Below are 19,319 nucleotides of genomic sequence, written 5' to 3' on the forward strand. Positions count from 1 at the left end.
TGTATAGCCGCGATTTCTAATCGCCGGGACAAGTTAAGTAGCTGGACAAAAATAAAGAATGTCATTGCGAGCCCAGCGAAGCAATCTCAAAGCGCAAGCGAATTGCTTCGCTGGGCTCGCAATGACATAGCTACGTTTATTTATGTCCGACTACTTACCTCCACCCAAAAATTTATCCAAATCCGGCACATCCACCCAAGTCCCAGTTACATTCGATTCGTGCGTTAAATCCATCAACAATTGAGAATAAACCCCCTCTCTCAAAGAGGGAACCAATGATTTACCAGCATCTATTGCCTCAACCCACTTATCAACTACCCGCATAAATGGTGCAATTCTACCATCAGGATAAACTTGCGGAAACTCCAACCTTTCAGGAATTTTAATCTCCGCTAAAGATTGTCCACCTTTACTTCCCCACAAACGAAAACCATGTACATAATCCTGTTGATTATCGCTACCTAAAACCAAAGTTCCATTACTTCCATAAACCTCTAGCCAATGCCCGCGCCCTTGATAAGTAACAGAACTTAGGCAAACTTGACAAGGTGTTCCATCTGCTAATTCCAACATCAAAGTACATGAATCATCAGCATCAACAACTTTTAATTTACCGCCATCTTTGGGATCTGGACGCGAGTTAATGCCTGTAATTAATTGCCCCGACAACCGCCGAACCGGGCCAAAAAGCCAACTAATATAATCAAAAGCATGGGAACCCGTCGCCCCCAAAACACCGCCGCCTTTATCTTTTTGTGCGTACCAATTCCAAGGGCGAGAAGCATCTGCCCGACTGGATACTAACCAATCAATTTTAATTAAGCGCTTTTCTCCTACATATCCCTCTGCCAACAATTCTGCTAGCATTTGCCAAGCGGGGATGAACCGAAACTCAAAATCCATCGTTGCAGTACAGGCTTTTGATTTTGCCATTCTGTACAATTCTCTAGCTTCAATTGCCGTTAAAGTTGTCGGTTTTTCTAGTAACAAATGCTTGCCAGATTGTAACACAGTTTTTGCCATTTCAAAATGCAGAAATGGTGGGGTTGAAATCGCTACGGCCTTGACTTCAGGCAAAGCCACGATATCTTCTATCGTATTAGCAGCATAGGGTATATTGTTAGCAGACGCGATCGCCTTCGCCTTATCTAAATCTCGATGATAAACAGCTACAACCTCCGTTTTTAGATGTGCTTGAAATGCGGGTAAATGTACTTTTTGACCGAAGCCAGTGCCGACAACGGCAACACTAATGGTAGATGACATAAAAGATTTATTTGAGAAAGTAAATGGTAAGTGTGTAAATAATATAGGACTTAGGCATTACTTACGTAACGCCGCCCTCTGGGCGGTCAAAGAACCGCCAGGATGGCGGCGTTACGGATAGTATACCAGCTATGTAACGCCGTCCTCTGGGCGGTATTGCGATCGCTCAGAGGGCGGCTGTACTGGGTGCGTAAGTAATCAACTGAGGCTAATAGCGATCGCGATTTGTTGAATTTAACCTAAATTTAATCTATAATTAACCTTAATCCCTAGTCAGCAAAGTGACTAACCGTAATTTTTTGAGTAATGAATTCAATATTTTTCAATTCTAGCGATTGGCAAAGTATAACTTTCAGACTCAGTGTAGCTCTGCTGGTCGGCTGTGCGATCGGCATTAACCGACAGCAACCAGGTAGACCCGCAGGCTTGAGAACTTTTATGATTGTAAGCTTAGGTGCGGCCATATTTGTCATGATTCCTTTGCAAATCGACAATGAAAATACCTCTTCCTCTGCCAATGCTATCAGCAGAACGCTCCAAGGTGTCGCCACAGGAGTAGGATTTCTAGGAGCAGGAACTATTCTGCAACAAAATCAGAATAAATTTGGTAGAGCACAAGTTAAGGGGCTAACTTCCGCTGCTACAATTTGGCTAGTGGCTGGATTAGGAGCAGCCGCAGGTTGCGGCCTGTGGCGAATGAGCTTAATTGGAACAGTTTTTGCATTAGGAGTTCTCAGCGGAGTTAAGAAACTTGAGAAAGCTACTTTACTGCGCCGTCCTTATACTCAAAATCGCATCAAAACACGAGTGAAAGAAGCACCATCTAGCCAAGATATACAAGAGTAGAAGGAAAAAGGTAGAAGGAAGAATGCTTATATAGCAAACTCAATGCCACCGATATCTTACGTTAATTCTTCTAAAGGAATGCTAGCTGTTTAATAGATTAAGTTTCAATCCCTGATAGGGATTTAGTTTAATTGCGGCTCTCAATGAAGATGGAGAACCCGTTAAAGGCGCTGTTTCAATCCCTGATAGGGATTTAGTTTAATTGCGGCGTTTTGCTGGCCCTGACAAATCCTACCCAATAGGTTTCAATCCCTGATAGGGATTTAGTTTAATTGCGGCTTTGTGGTGTAAACAACAGCTACGAGTCTATGGTTTCAATCCCTGATAGGGATTTAGTTTAATTGCGGCTCAGGGGGTAACTTAGCTCGTAGGCCTGATGGATCAAGCGTTTCAATCCCTGATAGGGATTTAGTTTAATTGCGGCCTGGGGAGTGGGAAGGCGATCGCTATGATTGTGTACGTTTCAATCCCTGATAGGGATTTAGTTTAATTGCGGCGAAATATTTAGTTTATTACCAATGTTGTCTGGGGATATTTCTTGGTTTCAATCCCTGATAGGGATTTAGTTTAATTGCGGCCCCCTAAGCCCGCAAAGCCTACTCCTCTCAAACCTTCGTTTCAATCCCTGATAGGGATTTAGTTTAATTGCGGCAGGCCCGATGGGAGTGCCGGGTCAATCTGGCGAATGGTTAACGTTTCAATCCCTGATAGGGATTTAGTTTAATTGCGGCGTGGCTATTCCGGGCCATCGTCAAAAATACGGATTGCCAATGTTTCAATCCCTGATAGGGATTTAGTTTAATTGCGGCGATTTGGTTTGTACCAAATAATTTGGTTTCTAATAGTTTCAATCCCTGATAGGGATTTAGTTTAATTGCGGCAATAAAGTGCCATCCGTTCTAAGTACGCGGTAGTTTCAATCCCTGATAGGGATTTAGTTTAATTGCGGCGGTACACCAAAAAGTAGTAACCATATTATTCCAATGAAGTTTCAATCCCTGATAGGGATTTAGTTTAATTGCGGCCAACCGTAACGACTTATTCAACGGCTGTTACTTTGTTTCAATCCCTGATAGGGATTTAGTTTAATTGCGGCAGAAGAAAGCCAACGGAGAGGTGTAAGTACAAGTCTCATGTTTCAATCCCTGATAGGGATTTAGTTTAATTGCGGCGCTCTTGATTCGCTAATTTGCAAGCTAACTCGCATGTTTCAATCCCTGATAGGGATTTAGTTTAATTGCGGCTCTGAGGGCTTTGATGTGCCAGCCATTGAGGCAATTCGTTTCAATCCCTGATAGGGATTTAGTTTAATTGCGGCTCCCGGACACAAATCTATGGGGCAAACCTATTGGCTTGTTTCAATCCCTGATAGGGATTTAGTTTAATTGCGGCTTAATAATATTCATTTACTTTTTACCCTTCACCATCGTTTCAATCCCTGATAGGGATTTAGTTTAATTGCGGCCGCCGGTTTCTGAAAGCCTTACCATATTTAGTTTTCAAGGTGCGGTTTCGGGAACCTGATCTAAAAGTATCATTCCAGCCATCGACTTGTCAATACCCTCCCGCAAACTTTCCCGTAAATCCTTATCCTGTAAAGGTTTCAGCCATTGCGGGAATCGTTTTTTAAGGTCAGGGGCATCAAACCCTTATCGCAGTTGCATTACAGCCGAAAAATTTGATACCCCAAAATTTACACCTACCGATTCCCGCAAACTAGGCAAAAAATATACTCCTGTCCGCTGGTGCAATCCCGCCTATGCGCTCAATTTTACCCCGACAGCAAGCACAGAGGGGAATAAACAGAATACTATCCTCTTCGGGCTTAATAATTTTGCCAAGGCGCGATCGCATTTTCGCATACTGAGTCTCATTCAGATCGGCACACTCAAACCCACTGTACTGCATCCACTGACCGTAGGACTTAAGAATCTTGTGAATCTTTGTCCGGCGTTTATCTTCAGGAACATCATAACAAATGAAAAAGTACATAATTACCTCAAAACTAAAGGTGGATATTGCTCAATTTCGCCCATCAAATATTTCGCCAACAATCGCGCCTGAATTTCAAAAGCTTCTTGATAAGTACACTTTTTCCCAAAAACTGGATGCTTAAACTCAGACTGTTTTTTCTTCTCATAGGCTTTCAGAAACTCTTTCCGTCCCTCCACCGACAACCGCACCACATTACTAATCGGTTCCACCGTAAAATCATTAACAGTAATAATGCGGCGGTTAATCGCATTAAAAATCATATTATCCGCCACCAAAGGGCGAAACTCTTCCATCAAATCAAAAGCCAAACCCACGCGGCCATAGCGTTGTACATGAAGATAGCCCAAATAAGGGTCAAAACCGACAATATTAATCGCACTTTGCACATCGTGACGTAGCAAAGTGTAAGCAAAATTCATCAAAGAATTAACCGGATCGGTAGCCGGCCGATGTCTCGGTTTAAATACAAACCCTTCCGCCCGAATTAATTGGTTGAAAACCCCAAAATAAGCCGCACTTCCCGCACCTTCTAACCCTCGCAAAGAATCAATATTATGAGTCTTGTCAAGTTTGGGAATAATGTTAGAAATCTGAGTAATTGCCGATTCCAGATTAAGTTCTGAATGATCTCGCTTCGTTTGGGTTAAACTATTGCGATAATTCTTCAATTTCCCGCGAATAAAACCCTGAACAACATGAATCGCTTGGGGCGTTTCTCCTGCTGCTTTCCACTGGGCGTTACGCACGAAGATATTTTTACTTAACTCTGGTTCTAGCTTACCTAAAAAGTGACCCGTATCCGAGAGAAAAGTCAAAGGAATTTTCCGCTGCATTAATTCATCAATCGCCGCTGGGGAAATCGTCGCCCTTCCCATAATTACTACGCCGTCTAAATGAATCAAAGGCACATCTTGTAAGGTTTGATTTTTGAGCTTAACGTTCAATCGTTCATCAGTTTTGCCAATAAACACATCATCTTGATTGATATAAAGTGTTCCCATGATTGTGACTCCTAAGTATGAAGGTTAATTGAATTCTTGATAGCGCATCATTTTCTGAGCAACTTGAGGCAAACATTGCTCTTTCAGGCTGCAACCTTGACATTTTTTACTGTAAATCGCCGGCGGCATCTTACCCGTTTGTAGTAAAATCTGTAAAGTTTCAATAGTTGCGATCGCGCTTTGTCTTAACTGTGCCGAAATCTCCACTAATTGCCGTTGATGAGATTGAGCATAATAGACATAACCCTGAGTAATTGTTTGTCCCGTCATCTCCTCTAAACAGAGAGCTTGAGCACAAACTTGTAACTCATCATTATCCCATTCTCCCTTTTTTCCCCGCTTATATTCAACCGGGTATAACTTACCCTCAGCCGACTCAATTAAATCCGACTTACCAATCAATTGATATTTTTCCGACTTTAGCCAAATCGCTCTAACTTGCCAAGTTTCATCCCGATTAACCTCACCCAGAGTATGCACCCGTTCATGTAAACTTGTCCCCTCAATCGTGTACTGATTATCAGAAAATTCACCCGCGCAAAACATCCGCCAACAGCGGTGAGGACAATAGCTGTACTGATTGAGAGCCGCAATAGAAACGTAGTCAATTTCATTCATAAAATTACCCTTCAAAAATTGATTGAATAGCAGAAATCTGCTGTGAAATCTTCTCAGCACTCTTATCAGCCACATCGGGAATTATCTTAATGGGAATCCGCCTAGTCATTCCCATCCCCATTGTGGTTTTCCTCCCCAGTCCGCAGTAGAGACTAAAATCAGCCAAAGCATTAATTCGCTTAATAACTAACGGTTCAACATTTCCTAAAATCCGATAAGTTACTTCCCCGACAATGCCGATAAACTTACTCCGAGAATCTGCTAAAATCTCAGTTTTGATATTGACAAAACTAGCAAAAAGTGTTTCAATAGAAGAGCTGGCAATTTCCACGCCGCTGTACTTATTCCATCGACTTAACAGACTGTTAAAAACGCATTCCCTAGTAGGAATAACAGAGTCATAATCTCCCTGGCGAAAGGCAGTAGGCGTAGCAAAACTGAAGGCAATAATCCGATTAGTTTCTGATGCTTGCTGATACAATTGAGAGTAAGTGCAAGCATTAGCCCAAGGCTGATTAAATTGAGGCGTTCCCAGAATACCAGTGATGTGTAAATCAGCAGGGCCAAGATGCCAAGGATGCTTAGGATTAAGATTGAGCCAGAGGTCAGTTAATTTGCCGAATAAAGTATCATCTATGAGAGTAATTCGCCACCAGCAGGGAGTGTGGGCGGGGATAAGTTGGGTGTGTTCCCATTGGAGGGGATAATGTTTGTTGGAATGGTATTTTTGGGTTTGTAATGGGCTGAGGGTGAAAGCTTTTTCGGAGGTGGACTCGTGGAGGTAATCGCCGAGTTTTTTGTCTGCGGAGCTCACGAGGGTGAGGAATAGGGCATGGAGGTGTCTTCCTGTTAGGTATCCGGGGGGAATTGGGGCCAGGGGGAGTAGGTTGAGGATGAGGCTGTGGGGCATATTAGAATTTTTGGAATCAGGTTGATCGCAAGACAGAAATTAATTTTTAGGTACGTAGTTGGGCTTTAGCCCTCAAAGGTATATAAAATAGGGCTAAAGCCCAACTACGTACCTAACCAGCCTTAAAGCGATATTGCATACAGGCGGGAATTTTGAGGTTTTCAAATTGGTAATATTGCCCGTTAATTTTGACATTTTGAATCAAACTAACGGGAGGCATATTAACCACATCGTAGCTAATCACTTGATGGGTAAACATCACATCTAAGGGATTAAGGGGATGAGGACAAATAAATTCACCATTTTTGCGTTCAAATTTGGTAATTTCTTCAGTCTTTAACTCAGCTTTGCTCATCCATTTACCTAAACGTATCCACTTTGCCAGTTTTAGGGGCTTTTCTGAGATGATAAAAAACTCAAATTTGCTTTCAGGAGCAATTTCTTTTGCCCTGCCAAAACTGGGAATATTCTTCTGGGTTTTCTCCATTTCAACATGGTAATTATTGTTGGCATATTTCCAGGTATTGAGAGTAGAAGAATGGGAGATAGCTTTGGCGGGAGTGACATAAATTCCCTGTTGATTGAGTGGCGTTAAATGCTGCTCATATTTAGGAATTTGTTCAGGGCAAAAGTAGCGATAGGAATCGGCTTCGGGGACGGTGGTAGAGTAGATTTGGCTATCTACTAATCCTAGTGCGTAACAGAGGGCATAGTTGTGAATTATGGGCTCTGTTTCGTAGAGGCGGCCGATTTCGCGGGTGGCGTAATAGAGGCTATCGTGTAGCTCAATTTGGCAACGGTAAATAATTGTCATAATCTTTACTCCGTTGCTGCGGCTGCTTTTTTACTACCCTTTTTATCCTTCTTATCACCATCAGAAGACTTCGATCCCTTCAATACCCATTTTTTAGCATAAGCCTCTGATTCAGCATTTGCTTGAGTCAACATCTCTGTCAGTTTTGTCTCATTGCTGGTGATGGATTTTACTTCATCTAACAGCGGCTCAAATGCCGAACCGATCAAATCAGTGTGAGAAATAAATTCTTTAGACATCAGTTGGGTAATAGCTTGAGTTGCTGCTGTCAAAACATCATCTTCATTTAAAGGATCGGGTGCATTGATTTTACCGTCATTGGTCATCAAATCGTAAATTTTTTGTGTCCAATAAAGATTGCTAAAAATCTCACCATCCGCAAAAATTACCCCAATTAATTCATTTCGTACTCGACCAGTACGGGTAGTTTGCGCTCCGTAATGGCGCGTCCTGAGAATGTTATTGAAGACATAAATAAATCCCGATTCTGTGGGATCTTTCAAGGTAACAATGCTAGGGAAAAAGACTTGAGGTAAAATGTGATCCTGACTGTTAATTCGGCTAGTTACTTCCCCTTGGCGGCTCATTGTACCATTTTCAAAAGGTGCATTTAGCGTGAAATTAAGGTGAGAATCATCAAAAGGAGTGATGGAATAAGCAGTATCTACAACTACTTTAGATTTCTCAGAACCCGAATCCCCAATAGCGAAACCATAGAGAATACAATCGGGCGTAGTTTTGCTAAAATCCACGTTATAATCGCACTTTTCCGCGTCTCCAATTTGGTAGTTTCGCAGCAGTTCCCGTCCGGTTAAACGTTCTGGTGTGGACTGTTTGCGCTTAAACATTGCTAAACGGGTAATCGCTTCGTTGTGTTTCTTTTCGATTCCGGCGCGGACTCTTGCCTTATTCAATTCGCCATCAGTCTGAAATAATGGGAAAGATTCAGTAATCCGAATGGTGATAAAGTGAGCGTATTTTCCCATTGGTTTGGCGGGAATTTCAGAGTGGAAGAATTTAGAGTCAATGGTTTTCAGGAATTTCATGGTTTAGTTACTCCAATGTGGGACATTCAAAAAATGGACAAGTTCTATACTAATTCTTCAGCTTCTGGATCTGGAGGAATATCAACTTCATCTTGATTCCGCTGTTTGTACTCTTCATCATGTGCTAGACGATAAAGATAATCACAGGTATCTCGAATTAGGTTTAATTGTGTTCCAGCTAAACGTGAGCGATCGCCTTTAAATGTTCCATGAAAAATATCCTCAATAAAGTATCGAGCAAAATCATAGATTGCTTGACGTTCCTCTGGAGAGGTCAGATATCGCAATTCTCCATTAACCAGTGCATAAGTTCGTCTTCCTTCTGCTGCTTTACGTCGAACCTTTGTCATTAGTCCTGATGATAAACGTGCTGCAACTGCATCTGTTAAAGATTCAGAATGATTTAGATAAGCCTTATCTATTTTCAAAATCACATCAGCCGCTTCATCAATTGGTTTCAAAACAGCATTAGCTTTAGGTGGCTTACCTTTGGTCTGAGCGCGATAAAAACGGCGATATAGTCTTGTTAGTTCTCGAAATTGATTCACAGTTTTTCCCTCCGGTTCAAAGTAGTAGTAAAATTTTAGGTACAAGTAGATTTTTGCAATTGGCACAGAATCCAGTTTGTCCTGCTTTCGCAACCATTTATTGAGGTAGTGAAAGACATAAAGAGGACTGGTTTCTAAATCCCGTGCTAAGTCTGATAATTTCCCCCAATCTGGATTTCCGTCTTTTTTCCGGTTGACTTCTAAGTGAATGCAATAAGCAGCACTCAAAGCATTTAGTGGGGAAAATTTGCGTTCATTAGATGTTCGAGGTAAAATGCCATCTAAGCGGTAATCATCTCGCTTAATCAGAGAACGAATTGCTTGATGTTCGCCATCCAGCATCACTGTTTTGTCAAAATCTGCGCCACTTAGATAAGGTGGAACTGGCGACTCTGAGACAACAGTTTTTACATCCAAAATTAGCGGTAAGGCAAAAGCTAACCAAGCTGGCATTACCCAAGATTCGGTATCTGTTGCATCTTTTCCTGGTGGTAATGCTAGGAAGAAAAAAGTAAGCGGTTGATGATCTGGATAGCTTAGTTTAAAGGTGCGATCTTCTGCTGCTGGTAAATTCTCCTGAATCAATAATGAATCAACTTTTTGATAGTTTTCAGGAGTAAACTTAGCAATTTGTTGATCGTTAATTAAATGCTTGCGAATATCGGCATCAAATCGAGTCCGAGCAATCCAACTGTAAGCTTTTTGGAGAAAATTATTAGTTTCTGGCGTAAAGAAGTAAGTCGGGTAAAGATAGAGATAGCGATATTTACGACCTTCAAAATCACCTCCTGTGGCATTAGTTTGATTCATCAAAATTTGTCTCAACATAATCTCAATTGACCAAATTGAGCAAATTTGACGCTTAGCTGCTTGTGCATTAAATAAGATTTGGCGGTTGCTATAAACTTGGGGAGTAAATAAAGTTGCCGCTTCCATTTGTTCTGTCACAGTATAGGAAGAACTAGACATTGCACAAACATTTTCTCGTCCTCTCCCAGTTATTTTGGCAGCATTGTAACGACTCAATTCTACTAAAAATGGATCGGCTACTGGTTTAACTACGGCTCCTGTTGGTAATGAAACAATACTACTGACATAAGTTCGTAAATCATGCCAACCATCGGGAAGTGTAAACTCTTCTAAAAAGGGTTTGATGATACTAGCAGCATAGCTAACTATGCCAGCCATTATCTCACGAACTTCAGCATCATTTAAGCCTTTATTGCGCTGAATATACTGCGCTGCTAGATAATACCAATCGAGAGGAACACCGCCTGTTTTCTTGAGAGATTGAATTGCTCTCAAAGCGGGAATTTCATCGGTTAAACCTAAGTGTTCAGCCAGTTTTTCAGTTAAGTCTAATTCTGGCAGAGTTTGACGTTGAGCTTTGGGTAATTCTTTTTGGGAATTAGTAAAGCGATCGCGCCACTTCCCCCAAATACCTCGGCAAAGAATATCTCCAAATTCGGCAAGGCGATCGATCCGATAATCATCGGCAAATTCAACGTTTAAGTGACTCGGTAACTCTCCCTCAGTTTTGAATTTAACTAAGCTATCACTGCGTTTTTTTGCTGACGAAGGCTTAGTTTTAGGAATGAGTCTGCAAGCTGCCTGAATACTGACCTGCATTAACTCAATTGTATCAAAAAATAGCCAATAATAATCAGCAAACTTAAACCCCTTACCATCACGGCTAAATCCTGTAGGATTTTGCTTTAATCGTTCGGCACAAAGGTTAGAAATTTTGGCAACCACTTGATTAGGAATATCATCGGTGTTGATGGGAGTTGCATCAACTTTAGCTAGATAAACCACACCATCTGGTAAGTACAATAATGGCGTGTAAAACTCGCTAGGATGAGCGTCCATTAACGCATTATTAATGATGTTTGTCAAGACACCGCGATTGTCTGAAAGGGAGTGATAGCTAAACTTGAATTGGTGATTGCTAATATTAGCTAAGACTTCAGCTAAACTTTCTTTCTTGTCGCTAATTTGATCTCTGGTTATCTCTATATGGATGGGATGCTTGATAACTGAGGCAAATAAATCTGAAAGCCGAAGGAGATTTGCTAAATTTTCTCTGATTCTACTATCTAGCTTAGGCTGCAATCCGCGACTTTCAAGACCGCTATCTCTATCATATTTGACTCCAGCATTACTGCTCATCCACACTATATCATCAATGTGCGATTCCCAGTTTTCACCCAATAGAGAATCTAAGCCAAAATCTAGTATTTTTTTTGCTACATAATCGCGTCCAAAATTGGGAGCTTCGTTTTTATGAGGGGAATCTTTTCGCCAGTCTCGGTTTTGGAATTTGCCATCAGGATCGTTATCTTCTAGCCACTGACGATAATCGGGAAACTTATCAAAATCGTGCAAAATATATGATGCTACGAACAAAGTAGTTTCGGTATCGCCACAATTGCGTTTTACAGGATTAGTTTCTGGTGTCTCTGTCTTGAGTTTCTTGATAATCCGGTAAGTGGGAAATAAGCCGTTAAGCAAATGGGATAAAAAAGACTGATCCTCTTTACTGCGTTCAACATTCTTACCTTCGGCACGTCGATCTTCAGTAAATTGGCCACCTTTGGCTGTGGCTCCAACTAGCTGCTGAATTAGATTCGGCAAGACGTTTTCTGTAAAGGTGTCTAGGATGCGATCGCTCTCATTTCCTTCAGCTTCTTTAATTGCCTTTTTAAACAGTCGAATTGTTAACAATTCTGACTTGGCTGGTTCTTCTTCATCTTCATTGTCTGGAGAATGTAACCATTGATAAAGATCATCTTCGTTCATTGTTCATTTTCCTCTGTGTTACTAGATCGAGAATTAAAGAAACCCAAATGCGATGACCACGAATACAAGGTTTGCCAAAACAGATATTTGGATCGATGGAAATTCGAGACAGCAGATTATCTTTAGTCATTGGTTTTCCTCCAATTTTTCCGTAATTCATGTAAACAAACCCATTCATTGTTCTTTTTAACTTCGATGTACACCCATCCGTTACCCGAACTACCATTTACCTTGGTTGCTAAGGGACTTGGTTTATCAAACTCTTGTCCGTCAAAAACAATCGTTCCCCTCGCAGAAATTTCTAGGCTATTGATATAGTCACGACCTAATTTTTTAGCGATTTCCTGTTTTAGCTTGACTCTCACAGACATTCCCCGCTTAGTGATACCTGCATCGAATAGCTCAGACAGCTTGACATGGGAGTTGTCTACTTTCTCCTCTGAAGTCTGATTGGGAGGGTCTAAATCGAGACTTAACTGAATGGATTGTGTCTCAGGTTCACTGGAGTGCGGCCGCATGGGTTCTCGGTTAGGCTGTGACGGCTTGGCATTCAGCCGTTTGGGGAGCCAGTCGAGAAACCAAGTGCGTAGCTGTTCCGGCATCTGAGAGATATCGCTGTCGTTGAGATGAATGTCCATAAGACTCCTCTAGCTTTTACTTTCCACTATCATGTCATCCTCATATTAAAATGTCAAGTAGTTACTGTTGCCTTATGAAATATAGTCACTTTAGCCATGTGAGTAATATAGGCAGGGACAAAATCGTGTATCCTATATTTATGGAGAAAGGTCGCAGTTCGGTGCTGCATAGGTAGAAATACCTAAAAATACCTATTAGGGATTGAAACACTGTCGCCTTCTGATATCGGGCAAAACCCTTTCTCCTCAATCTTTTCAGCAAATCCATCCTTCATCCTCCTGCGGTTTCCAGTGCCAAATTAGCGTCTCCAACAACAATGCCGATCGCCCGAAAGCAATGGTATAATCTGGTTTGCCATGAATGCGATCGCTCAATCCATAAGCTTGAAAATGAATCGGCAATCCTAACTTCGCTCGCAAAGTAGCGCGATCGCGGTCAGAAATAAAACACACCAAGCCACGCCTAGATAAAGCCTTGGTAATATCATTGCTACCGCCAGTAATTTCCAAATCTTTGAGAATTTGTACCTTGCCAGATTTAGCAATTTCGCGTAAGTCATCTCGCGAACAATAAAACTGCCAATTTTCGCGCACTTCTCGATATCCAGTCAATTTCAGATAACACAAAGCCTTATCAAAACGACTGATTCCTAACCCTGATTTCTTAGCTTGTTCCATAAAATATGCCTTTTCCATCCACTCAAAATAAAAGTTACTGAGCAAACTAGGAAGATTGTAAGTTTTAAACCGTTCCTTCTCAGGTTCATCGCGATTAGTCGCATCATAAATCCCGCAATCTAGCTGACTGATACCTCGAAAACTTCGAGCTTCTTCAATAATTTTCTTTTTCTCTTTTTCCATACAGCGGAAAAGCTGTGCTCTCATTTGTTTGATAGTTGCTCCTAATGCACTTTCGATATCAGTGGCAAATTCGACCGCCGCTTCAGGATAATCTTGTCGCATTTTATAATTTTTTTCTAACTCAAAATGCACGCAAGCTGACTGAATTGCACCCCACCGCTTCGGATATTGTCGAAACTCATTGACATAGCCGTAACGATCGCGAATTGCATCAGAAAAAGTGATGCGATCGTAAGTTTCTCCATCTTCTAACGGATGTTTATCAACCTCAAATAGCCGCTCTACAATAAAGTTTGGCAACAAAGCATAAGCCTGATAAATATCAAACCCTTCATGTCTCCCTAATCGACCAAAGCGTTGAATAAAGTTGCCAGCATCAGCGGCTTCAAAGACTAAGAAATTAATCCTAAAATCAACACCCACATCAATTGTAGATGTGCCAACCAATAAATCGGCATTTTCGACTGACATAGATTTTTCCGTTTCGCCTGTCAACCCTGTATTTTCCATTACCTTCAATCCCAAAGGTGCAAAAATCGCCTTTAGTTTGGTTACTAATTTTTTCACAGACGCAATGGAATTGAGAATAATTGCACCCTTACTTCCCGGATGATCCTGAAAAAACTTCAAAATTGTTGTTTCAGCATTCTCTAAAATCCAGTCATAACTGGAACGCAAGTTAGGCTCTAACTGTTGCGGAAAGCTGAGATTAATTGGATAGCTAATCTGCCGCCATTTATCAGTAGGTGAGAACCGATAACCATCCTGCTTTACAGGATCGATAGCATGATATCTGAGTCCACAACGTGACAAAAATTCTTGTAATAAGTCGTTGGGAGTGGCAGAGAGAAAGAGGAACTTTTTACCCGGCAAAGTATGCTTAATCAACAGCATTGCATTCAACACACTGGTAATTTGCGGAGATGAGAAGACATGAAACTCATCAAACATAAATAATTTGTAGAAGTTGTCAATGTTAGCAAATAAGCGATCGGCATTATCCCCTTTCCCCTCCTTGTTCCGGCGCAGATAACGGAAATCATGGATGTAGTGAAAAATGTCAGGATTTGTGAGAAGAATCTCGGAATTATTAGCGCGATCTAGTAACCCTGCTAATTTTGAAGACAGCTTGTTAGTTTCAATGAACTCCTCAAGAATTGTTGCAGTTAAACGATAGATTTGCGGGTTATTTTCCGGCTGAAATTGTGCTTTGTAACCTCGTACCTGTTTTTCCTGATCTCGCGCCAGTTCATTAGTAGGGTAAGCTGCTAAAGTGTCAGTGCGATTCGTCATCGCTGCCAAGTACGCGGCTAGACTTTTGCCATCCCCTGTCATGGCTGTGTTGAATACGACATCTATCGTCGGATCGCTCAGTGCCTTGAAGGTTTCCACTTGATGCCAAGAGAGGGAATCCCAACCCGCAGGTAAGGTGACACCTGGGGGAAGCGAATCAGCCGGACGAGAGTACACGGGTTTCAGCGTAATAGTGTAAGCTGTCATGGTTATCTATCCGTGATTTGAGGTAAATTGTATTTGGATAAATCTACTATGACATACCTTTCTTAAAAGTGCAAGTGTAAATTTAAAATGTCGAGAAAAAAAGAAACACTTACCCTTTCAGTTCCACCCGGTATCAAGGATAAACTAGAAGCGATCGCGCTTCGCCTCGGTATCAAATGGGGCAAAAGTCCCAGTATATCTGGGTTGTTGGTCGCGATCGCTCAACAGGAGGTTGAACTGGGAGAACCCTTTACCCTTAACCCCACCCAAGTTGCAGCTTTGCAGCAAGCAGCTAAACTCCTTGTTGATTCAGCTCATCTTCTAGACGCTGAAGTCCTTGCAGCATTGATGTTAGAACGTGGCAAGCTCGATACTCCGCTACGTCAATCTATTCTGCAACTGGTCAGCCAACCCAATGAGGGATGGCGGCCCCGTACCGATCAGCTTATGAATGCTAAACAGCCGTTTCGCTTGCTCTATCGCAATAACCAAGGCGAGGATTTGGAGTACACAGTGCTATACGCCGAAGTGTCTTTTGAAGAAAAACGCTTTTATCTCAATATTTGGTGCGAAGAGACTGATGACATCAAAAATCGTGAGTATCCCGAACTCATCCACAACCGCTGTCTGCGCTTCGACAACATCAAGGCGATTGTTCCTATCAGTGGACAGTGGCGGTACGAAGGCTTAGCTCATCTAAAAGTGTACTTGCACTTTCGGGGCGGACTGATCAAAGCCTATGAACGGAGAGTCGAGAAGGATATTCAGGATGAAGTCTTAGGAGAGGGAAAAACTAAGGTGCGACAAGTCGTGCGGCGCGTCTCTAATCCCTTTTGGCTGTTTCGAGAAATCTTGCGCTATGGCAAAGACTGCGAAATTATCTCACCTGAAAATGTGCGCGATCGCTTCCAACAAGAGATCAAAGCCCTGTGCCAACAATACGGCATAGAAACCCGCGATTAGCCCCCAAATGCGATCGCACCTATCTCCAGAGGCGCAAATGAGTACATAAATAGCCGGGAAATTAACTTCCCGGCGATTAAACTATCAGGGAAAATTCCAATCTTGAAAAAACTTAGCAATGACAAAACCTTAAAATTCACGCATTAAAGATTAAGCCATTTCTCGCAAAATCCCCCCCAACATTTCCACAATCTGATCGATATGTTCCTTCTCAATAATCAACGGCGGCGACAGCGCAATTATATCCGCAGTCGTCCGAATCAATAACCCCTTTTCAAAGCACTTTAGAAAACAATCAAAAGCCCGTTTACCCGGCTTACCCGCAATCGATTCTAACTCAATCCCTGCTACCAATCCCAGATTGCGAACATCAATAACATAAGGCTCACCCTTCAGAGAATGCACCGCCTCTTCCCAATAACTCGCCATATTAGCAGCACGTTCAAACAAACCCTCTTCCTGATAAATATCCAGGGTAGCTAAAGCCGCAGCACAAGCAACCGGATGACCAGAATAAGTATAACCATGAAACAACTCAATCGCATTTTCAGGTGCATCCATAAAAGCATCATAAATGCCAGGACGAACAAACACCGCCCCCATTGGAATCGTCCCATTAGTAATCCCTTTAGCCGTGCAAACTAAATCAGGCTTCACTCCAAAATATTCAGTAGCAAAACTTGCACCTAAACGACCAAAACCAGTGATTACTTCATCAAAAATCAGCAAAATACCGTACTTATCACAGATTGCACGTAGCCTTTCTAAATAGCCTTTCGGTGGAATCAATACCCCCGTAGAACCAGCCACAGGTTCAACAATTACAGCCGCAATTGTAGAAGCATCATGCAAAGTAACAATCCGCTCTAATTCATCAGCTAAATGAGCTCCCCATTCTGGTTGTCCGCGTGTAAAAGCATTTTTTTCTAGGTTATGAGTGTGAGGCAAATGATCGACACCATTAAGTAAACTACCAAAGAACTTACGATTAGGAGAAATGCCGCCGACAGAAATACCGCCAAAACCTACACCATGATATCCCCGTTCCCGACCGATTAATCGTTGGCGAGTACCTTCACCTCTAACGCGGTGATAAGCAATGGCAATTTTTAAAGCAGTTTCCACTGATTCCGAACCAGAATTAGTAAAGAAAACATGGTCAAATTTACCCGGAATCATCTTTACTAAACGTTCCGCAAGTTCAAAGGCCCCCGGATGTCCCATTTGGAAAGGAGGCGCATAATCAAGTTGCGATACCTGCTTAGAAACTGCCTCTACAATCTTGTCACGGGAATGACCTGCATTCACACACCAAAGTCCCGCAGTACCGTCTAAAATTGAGCGATTATCATCTGTAGTAAAGTGCATACCTTTCGCCGATACCAGCATTCGCGGATTAGCTTTAAACTGACGATTTGCCGTAAATGGCATCCAATAAGCTTCGAGATTATCCATTGTTACCTTGTAGTTTTTAATGTGGTCTAGTAGAGATTAAACTTATCTCTGCAATCCTAATTTTACCAAAAAATTAGTGATTTTGGTTAATAGGAATTTCAATTTTGAATTCAGTTCCTTGTTTAGGTTCTGAATAACATTGCAACAGTCCACCATGCTTTTCTACTACAATTTTGTAGGCGAGAGAAAGTCCTAAACCAGTTCCTTTACCGACAGGCTTAGTAGTAAAAAAAGGATCGAAAGCCCGGTTTTTGACTTCAGTAGGCATTCCACAGCCATTATCTCGAATTTTAATAACTGCACGGGATGTTTCCTTGAATAGTTGAGTGCAAATAGTAATATTGCCACAATTCTCACCTATCTCTTCAAACCCGCTCTTTTTACTGCACTCTTCCAGAGCATCAATTGCATTTGCCAGAATATTCATAAATACTTGATTCAGATCCCCAGGATAGCATTCTACCTTCGGCAGGTCGCCATAATCTTTAATAATATTAATTTCCGAGGTTGCCCGCTGAGATTTCAAACGATGCTGTAAAATCATTAATGCACTGTCAATTCCTTCATGAATATCAACTCGCTTCATTTCTGATTCATCATGACGAGAAAAGTTTCGCAAGCTCAAAACTATCTGGCGAATACGTTCAGTGCCTACTTTCATAGAAGAGAGTATCTTCGGCAAATCTTCTACTATAAACTCAAGGTCAATCTCTTCAAGTGAATTTTTAATTTCAGGTGTAGGATTTGGATATTGTTCCTGATATAGTAGCATTAAATCTAACAACTCCTGGGCATATTTACTAGCGTAGGTAAGATTGCCGTGAATAAAGTTAACAGGATTATTAATTTCGTGGGCTACCCCAGCCACCATTTGCCCTAATCCAGACATTTTTTCTGTCTGAATTAGTTGAGATTGGGTTTGCTTTAGTTCTGCTAAAGTCTTTTCCATTTGCTCAGCTTTCTCCTCTAAAATTCGCAGTAAATATACTCCGATCGCTAACATTACAGCCGCACCTAATCCAACTATAATAATCCCCAAAGCTAGTTGATTTGCTGGTGCAAAAGCCTCATCTTGGTGCATTTCAGCTAGCAAAGCTAAGTTTCGTTTGTCAAGCCAGCGATAAACGCCAATTACAGGAACTCCTTGATGGTTGAGGTAAAATCCAGAACTATCTATACCGTTAGTAGCCTCATCGATCCCGAAACTGTGAAAATCTTCTAAGAATTCCTGTTTCCCAGAGTTACCTCCTGAGATAAATATATTTCTAGCCGCTAACTTACCTACTAAATAAGTTTGACCAGTCTCACCCAAACCAGTACGCTCGCGAATAATTTTATCTATCCTTTCTAAACTTAAATTAGCGGCAACTAACCCGATAACTTTACCTTTCAGATCGAGTAATGGGATAGCGGAAGTACTCATTGGCTTTCCTGTTACTGGTGAAGGATAAAAAGCTGGAACCAACTCGCTATTTTTAGATATTTGAGTAAAATTTGATAAATTTTCATAAGTTCCTTCGCGGGATTTTTGATTGGAAAGAATGATTTTACCTCCAGTAGTAACAATGAAAATTTCTCTTAAGTTTGGCTGGGTTATAACTACTTTCTCCAAATATTTGCTCAAAGTGTTGTAAGCTAATCGATATTCTGATTCCGCTTTTTTACGAGTTAATAAATTATTAATATTTCCTTGGAATTCTGAAGACTGATTAATCAACAGAAAAGCCTGTCGCTGATCGTCAAACCAGCGATCTAGTTCACCCTCTTTGAGGATTGCAGAAATACTTAACTGATTGAAAACAAGTCGCTCTAAGTCAGCTCTAGTTTTAGCCCAAGCGACATATCCTACAACTCCTACTGTCACTAGAGACATGAATAAGAAAACGGTAGAAAGCTTGACGGTCAAGCTTTTCTGCCAAAATTTCATGTTTTTTTACTCCCAGTTGATCGAGTGATATCAAATCCGGTTGCATCGGAATTGTATGGGTGGGGCGGGTTTATAAGATTTGTCGATACTTATCAAATATCTCGGCGAACCCGCCCCTACTTGCCATCGCTT

At 41.5% G+C, this 19,319-nt stretch carries 15 protein-coding genes, 1 pseudogene and 1 CRISPR repeat array; of the genes and pseudogenes, 3 read left to right on the plus strand and 13 right to left on the minus strand.

The features are described from left to right. Window positions 1–150 precede the first annotated feature (150 nt). On the minus strand, window positions 151–1,266 hold the full coding sequence (locus PY364_RS00120; protein WP_275519286.1) for a Gfo/Idh/MocA family oxidoreductase: 1,116 nt from the start codon (window positions 1,264–1,266) through the stop codon (window positions 151–153). Between PY364_RS00120 and PY364_RS00125 the strand changes: the two genes are divergently transcribed. Both PY364_RS00125 and PY364_RS00130 read left to right on the plus strand, forming a co-directional pair. Continuing rightward, entirely contained in the window at window positions 1,253–1,387 is a 135-nt protein-coding gene (locus PY364_RS00125) for a hypothetical protein (RefSeq protein WP_275519288.1), read from the plus strand. The two genes, PY364_RS00120 and PY364_RS00125, sit on opposite strands and share 14 nt — an antisense overlap. 185 nt (window positions 1,388–1,572) lie before the next feature. Further along, on the plus strand, window positions 1,573–2,112 hold the full coding sequence (locus tag PY364_RS00130; protein ID WP_275519290.1) for an MgtC/SapB family protein: 540 nt from the start codon (window positions 1,573–1,575) through the stop codon (window positions 2,110–2,112). A gap of 101 nt (window positions 2,113–2,213) precedes the next feature. Next, window positions 2,214–3,577: a CRISPR direct-repeat array (repeat unit 37 nt; unit sequence GTTTCAATCCCTGATAGGGATTTAGTTTAATTGCGGC). A gap of 251 nt (window positions 3,578–3,828) precedes the next feature. Here the strand turns inward: PY364_RS00130 and cas2 are convergent. From cas2 to cas3, 10 genes and pseudogenes are all read right to left on the minus strand, one after another. Continuing rightward, window positions 3,829–4,104, minus strand: coding sequence for a CRISPR-associated endonuclease Cas2 (gene cas2, locus PY364_RS00135; protein ID WP_272030102.1), 276 nt, complete (start codon window positions 4,102–4,104; stop codon window positions 3,829–3,831). 2 nt (window positions 4,105–4,106) lie between these two features. Further along, complete coding sequence (cas1d, locus tag PY364_RS00140; RefSeq protein ID WP_275519292.1) at window positions 4,107–5,108, minus strand: type I-D CRISPR-associated endonuclease Cas1d; 1,002 nt, start codon at window positions 5,106–5,108, stop codon at window positions 4,107–4,109. A 24-nt stretch (window positions 5,109–5,132) separates the two neighbouring features. Next, window positions 5,133–5,726 (minus strand): CRISPR-associated protein Cas4, encoded by a 594-nt coding sequence (gene cas4, locus PY364_RS00145; RefSeq protein WP_275519294.1) that lies wholly within the window; start codon window positions 5,724–5,726, stop codon window positions 5,133–5,135. Between the two features lie 4 nt (window positions 5,727–5,730). Beyond that, window positions 5,731–6,636, minus strand: a complete 906-nt coding sequence (cas6, locus tag PY364_RS00150) for a CRISPR-associated endoribonuclease Cas6 (protein ID WP_275519296.1) — start codon at window positions 6,634–6,636, stop codon at window positions 5,731–5,733. A gap of 112 nt (window positions 6,637–6,748) precedes the next feature. After that, window positions 6,749–7,450 carry a type I-D CRISPR-associated protein Cas5/Csc1 gene (gene cas5d, locus PY364_RS00155; RefSeq protein WP_275519298.1) on the minus strand — a complete coding sequence of 234 codons (702 nt, stop codon included), beginning with the start codon at window positions 7,448–7,450 and terminating at the stop codon, window positions 6,749–6,751. A 5-nt stretch (window positions 7,451–7,455) separates the two neighbouring features. Continuing rightward, window positions 7,456–8,496 (minus strand): type I-D CRISPR-associated protein Cas7/Csc2, encoded by a 1,041-nt coding sequence (gene cas7d / locus PY364_RS00160; protein ID WP_275519300.1) that lies wholly within the window; start codon window positions 8,494–8,496, stop codon window positions 7,456–7,458. Between the two features lie 44 nt (window positions 8,497–8,540). Beyond that, entirely contained in the window at window positions 8,541–11,843 is a 3,303-nt protein-coding gene (cas10d, locus tag PY364_RS00165; RefSeq protein WP_275519302.1) for a type I-D CRISPR-associated protein Cas10d/Csc3, read from the minus strand. Window positions 11,844–11,865: 22 nt separating this feature from the next. Further along, window positions 11,866–11,973, minus strand: a pseudogene (locus PY364_RS00170) (DUF433 domain-containing protein); the annotation flags it as partial. Next, window positions 11,966–12,481 (minus strand): hypothetical protein, encoded by a 516-nt coding sequence (locus PY364_RS00175; RefSeq protein WP_275519304.1) that lies wholly within the window; start codon window positions 12,479–12,481, stop codon window positions 11,966–11,968. The pseudogene PY364_RS00170 and the gene PY364_RS00175, both read right to left, overlap by 8 nt. A 255-nt stretch (window positions 12,482–12,736) precedes the next feature. After that, complete coding sequence (gene cas3, locus PY364_RS00180; RefSeq protein WP_275519306.1) at window positions 12,737–14,842, minus strand: type I-D CRISPR-associated helicase Cas3'; 2,106 nt, start codon at window positions 14,840–14,842, stop codon at window positions 12,737–12,739. Between the two features lie 87 nt (window positions 14,843–14,929). Here cas3 and PY364_RS00185 point away from each other — a divergent pair, with 87 nt between their 5' ends. Continuing rightward, window positions 14,930–15,805, plus strand: a complete 876-nt coding sequence (locus PY364_RS00185; RefSeq protein WP_275519309.1) for a WYL domain-containing protein — start codon at window positions 14,930–14,932, stop codon at window positions 15,803–15,805. 150 nt (window positions 15,806–15,955) lie between these two features. On the opposite strand, the gene PY364_RS00190 is transcribed toward PY364_RS00185, so the two are convergent. Both PY364_RS00190 and PY364_RS00195 read right to left on the minus strand, forming a co-directional pair. Further along, window positions 15,956–17,260, minus strand: coding sequence for an aspartate aminotransferase family protein (locus tag PY364_RS00190; RefSeq protein ID WP_275519311.1), 1,305 nt, complete (start codon window positions 17,258–17,260; stop codon window positions 15,956–15,958). Window positions 17,261–17,333: 73 nt separating this feature from the next. After that, window positions 17,334–19,187, minus strand: coding sequence for an ATP-binding protein (locus PY364_RS00195; RefSeq protein ID WP_275519313.1), 1,854 nt, complete (start codon window positions 19,185–19,187; stop codon window positions 17,334–17,336). Between the last annotated feature and the right edge of the window lie 132 nt (window positions 19,188–19,319).

It is taken from the genome of Kamptonema sp. UHCC 0994 (assembly GCF_029167235.1).
GTDB lineage: Bacteria > Cyanobacteriota > Cyanobacteriia > Cyanobacteriales > Microcoleaceae > Kamptonema.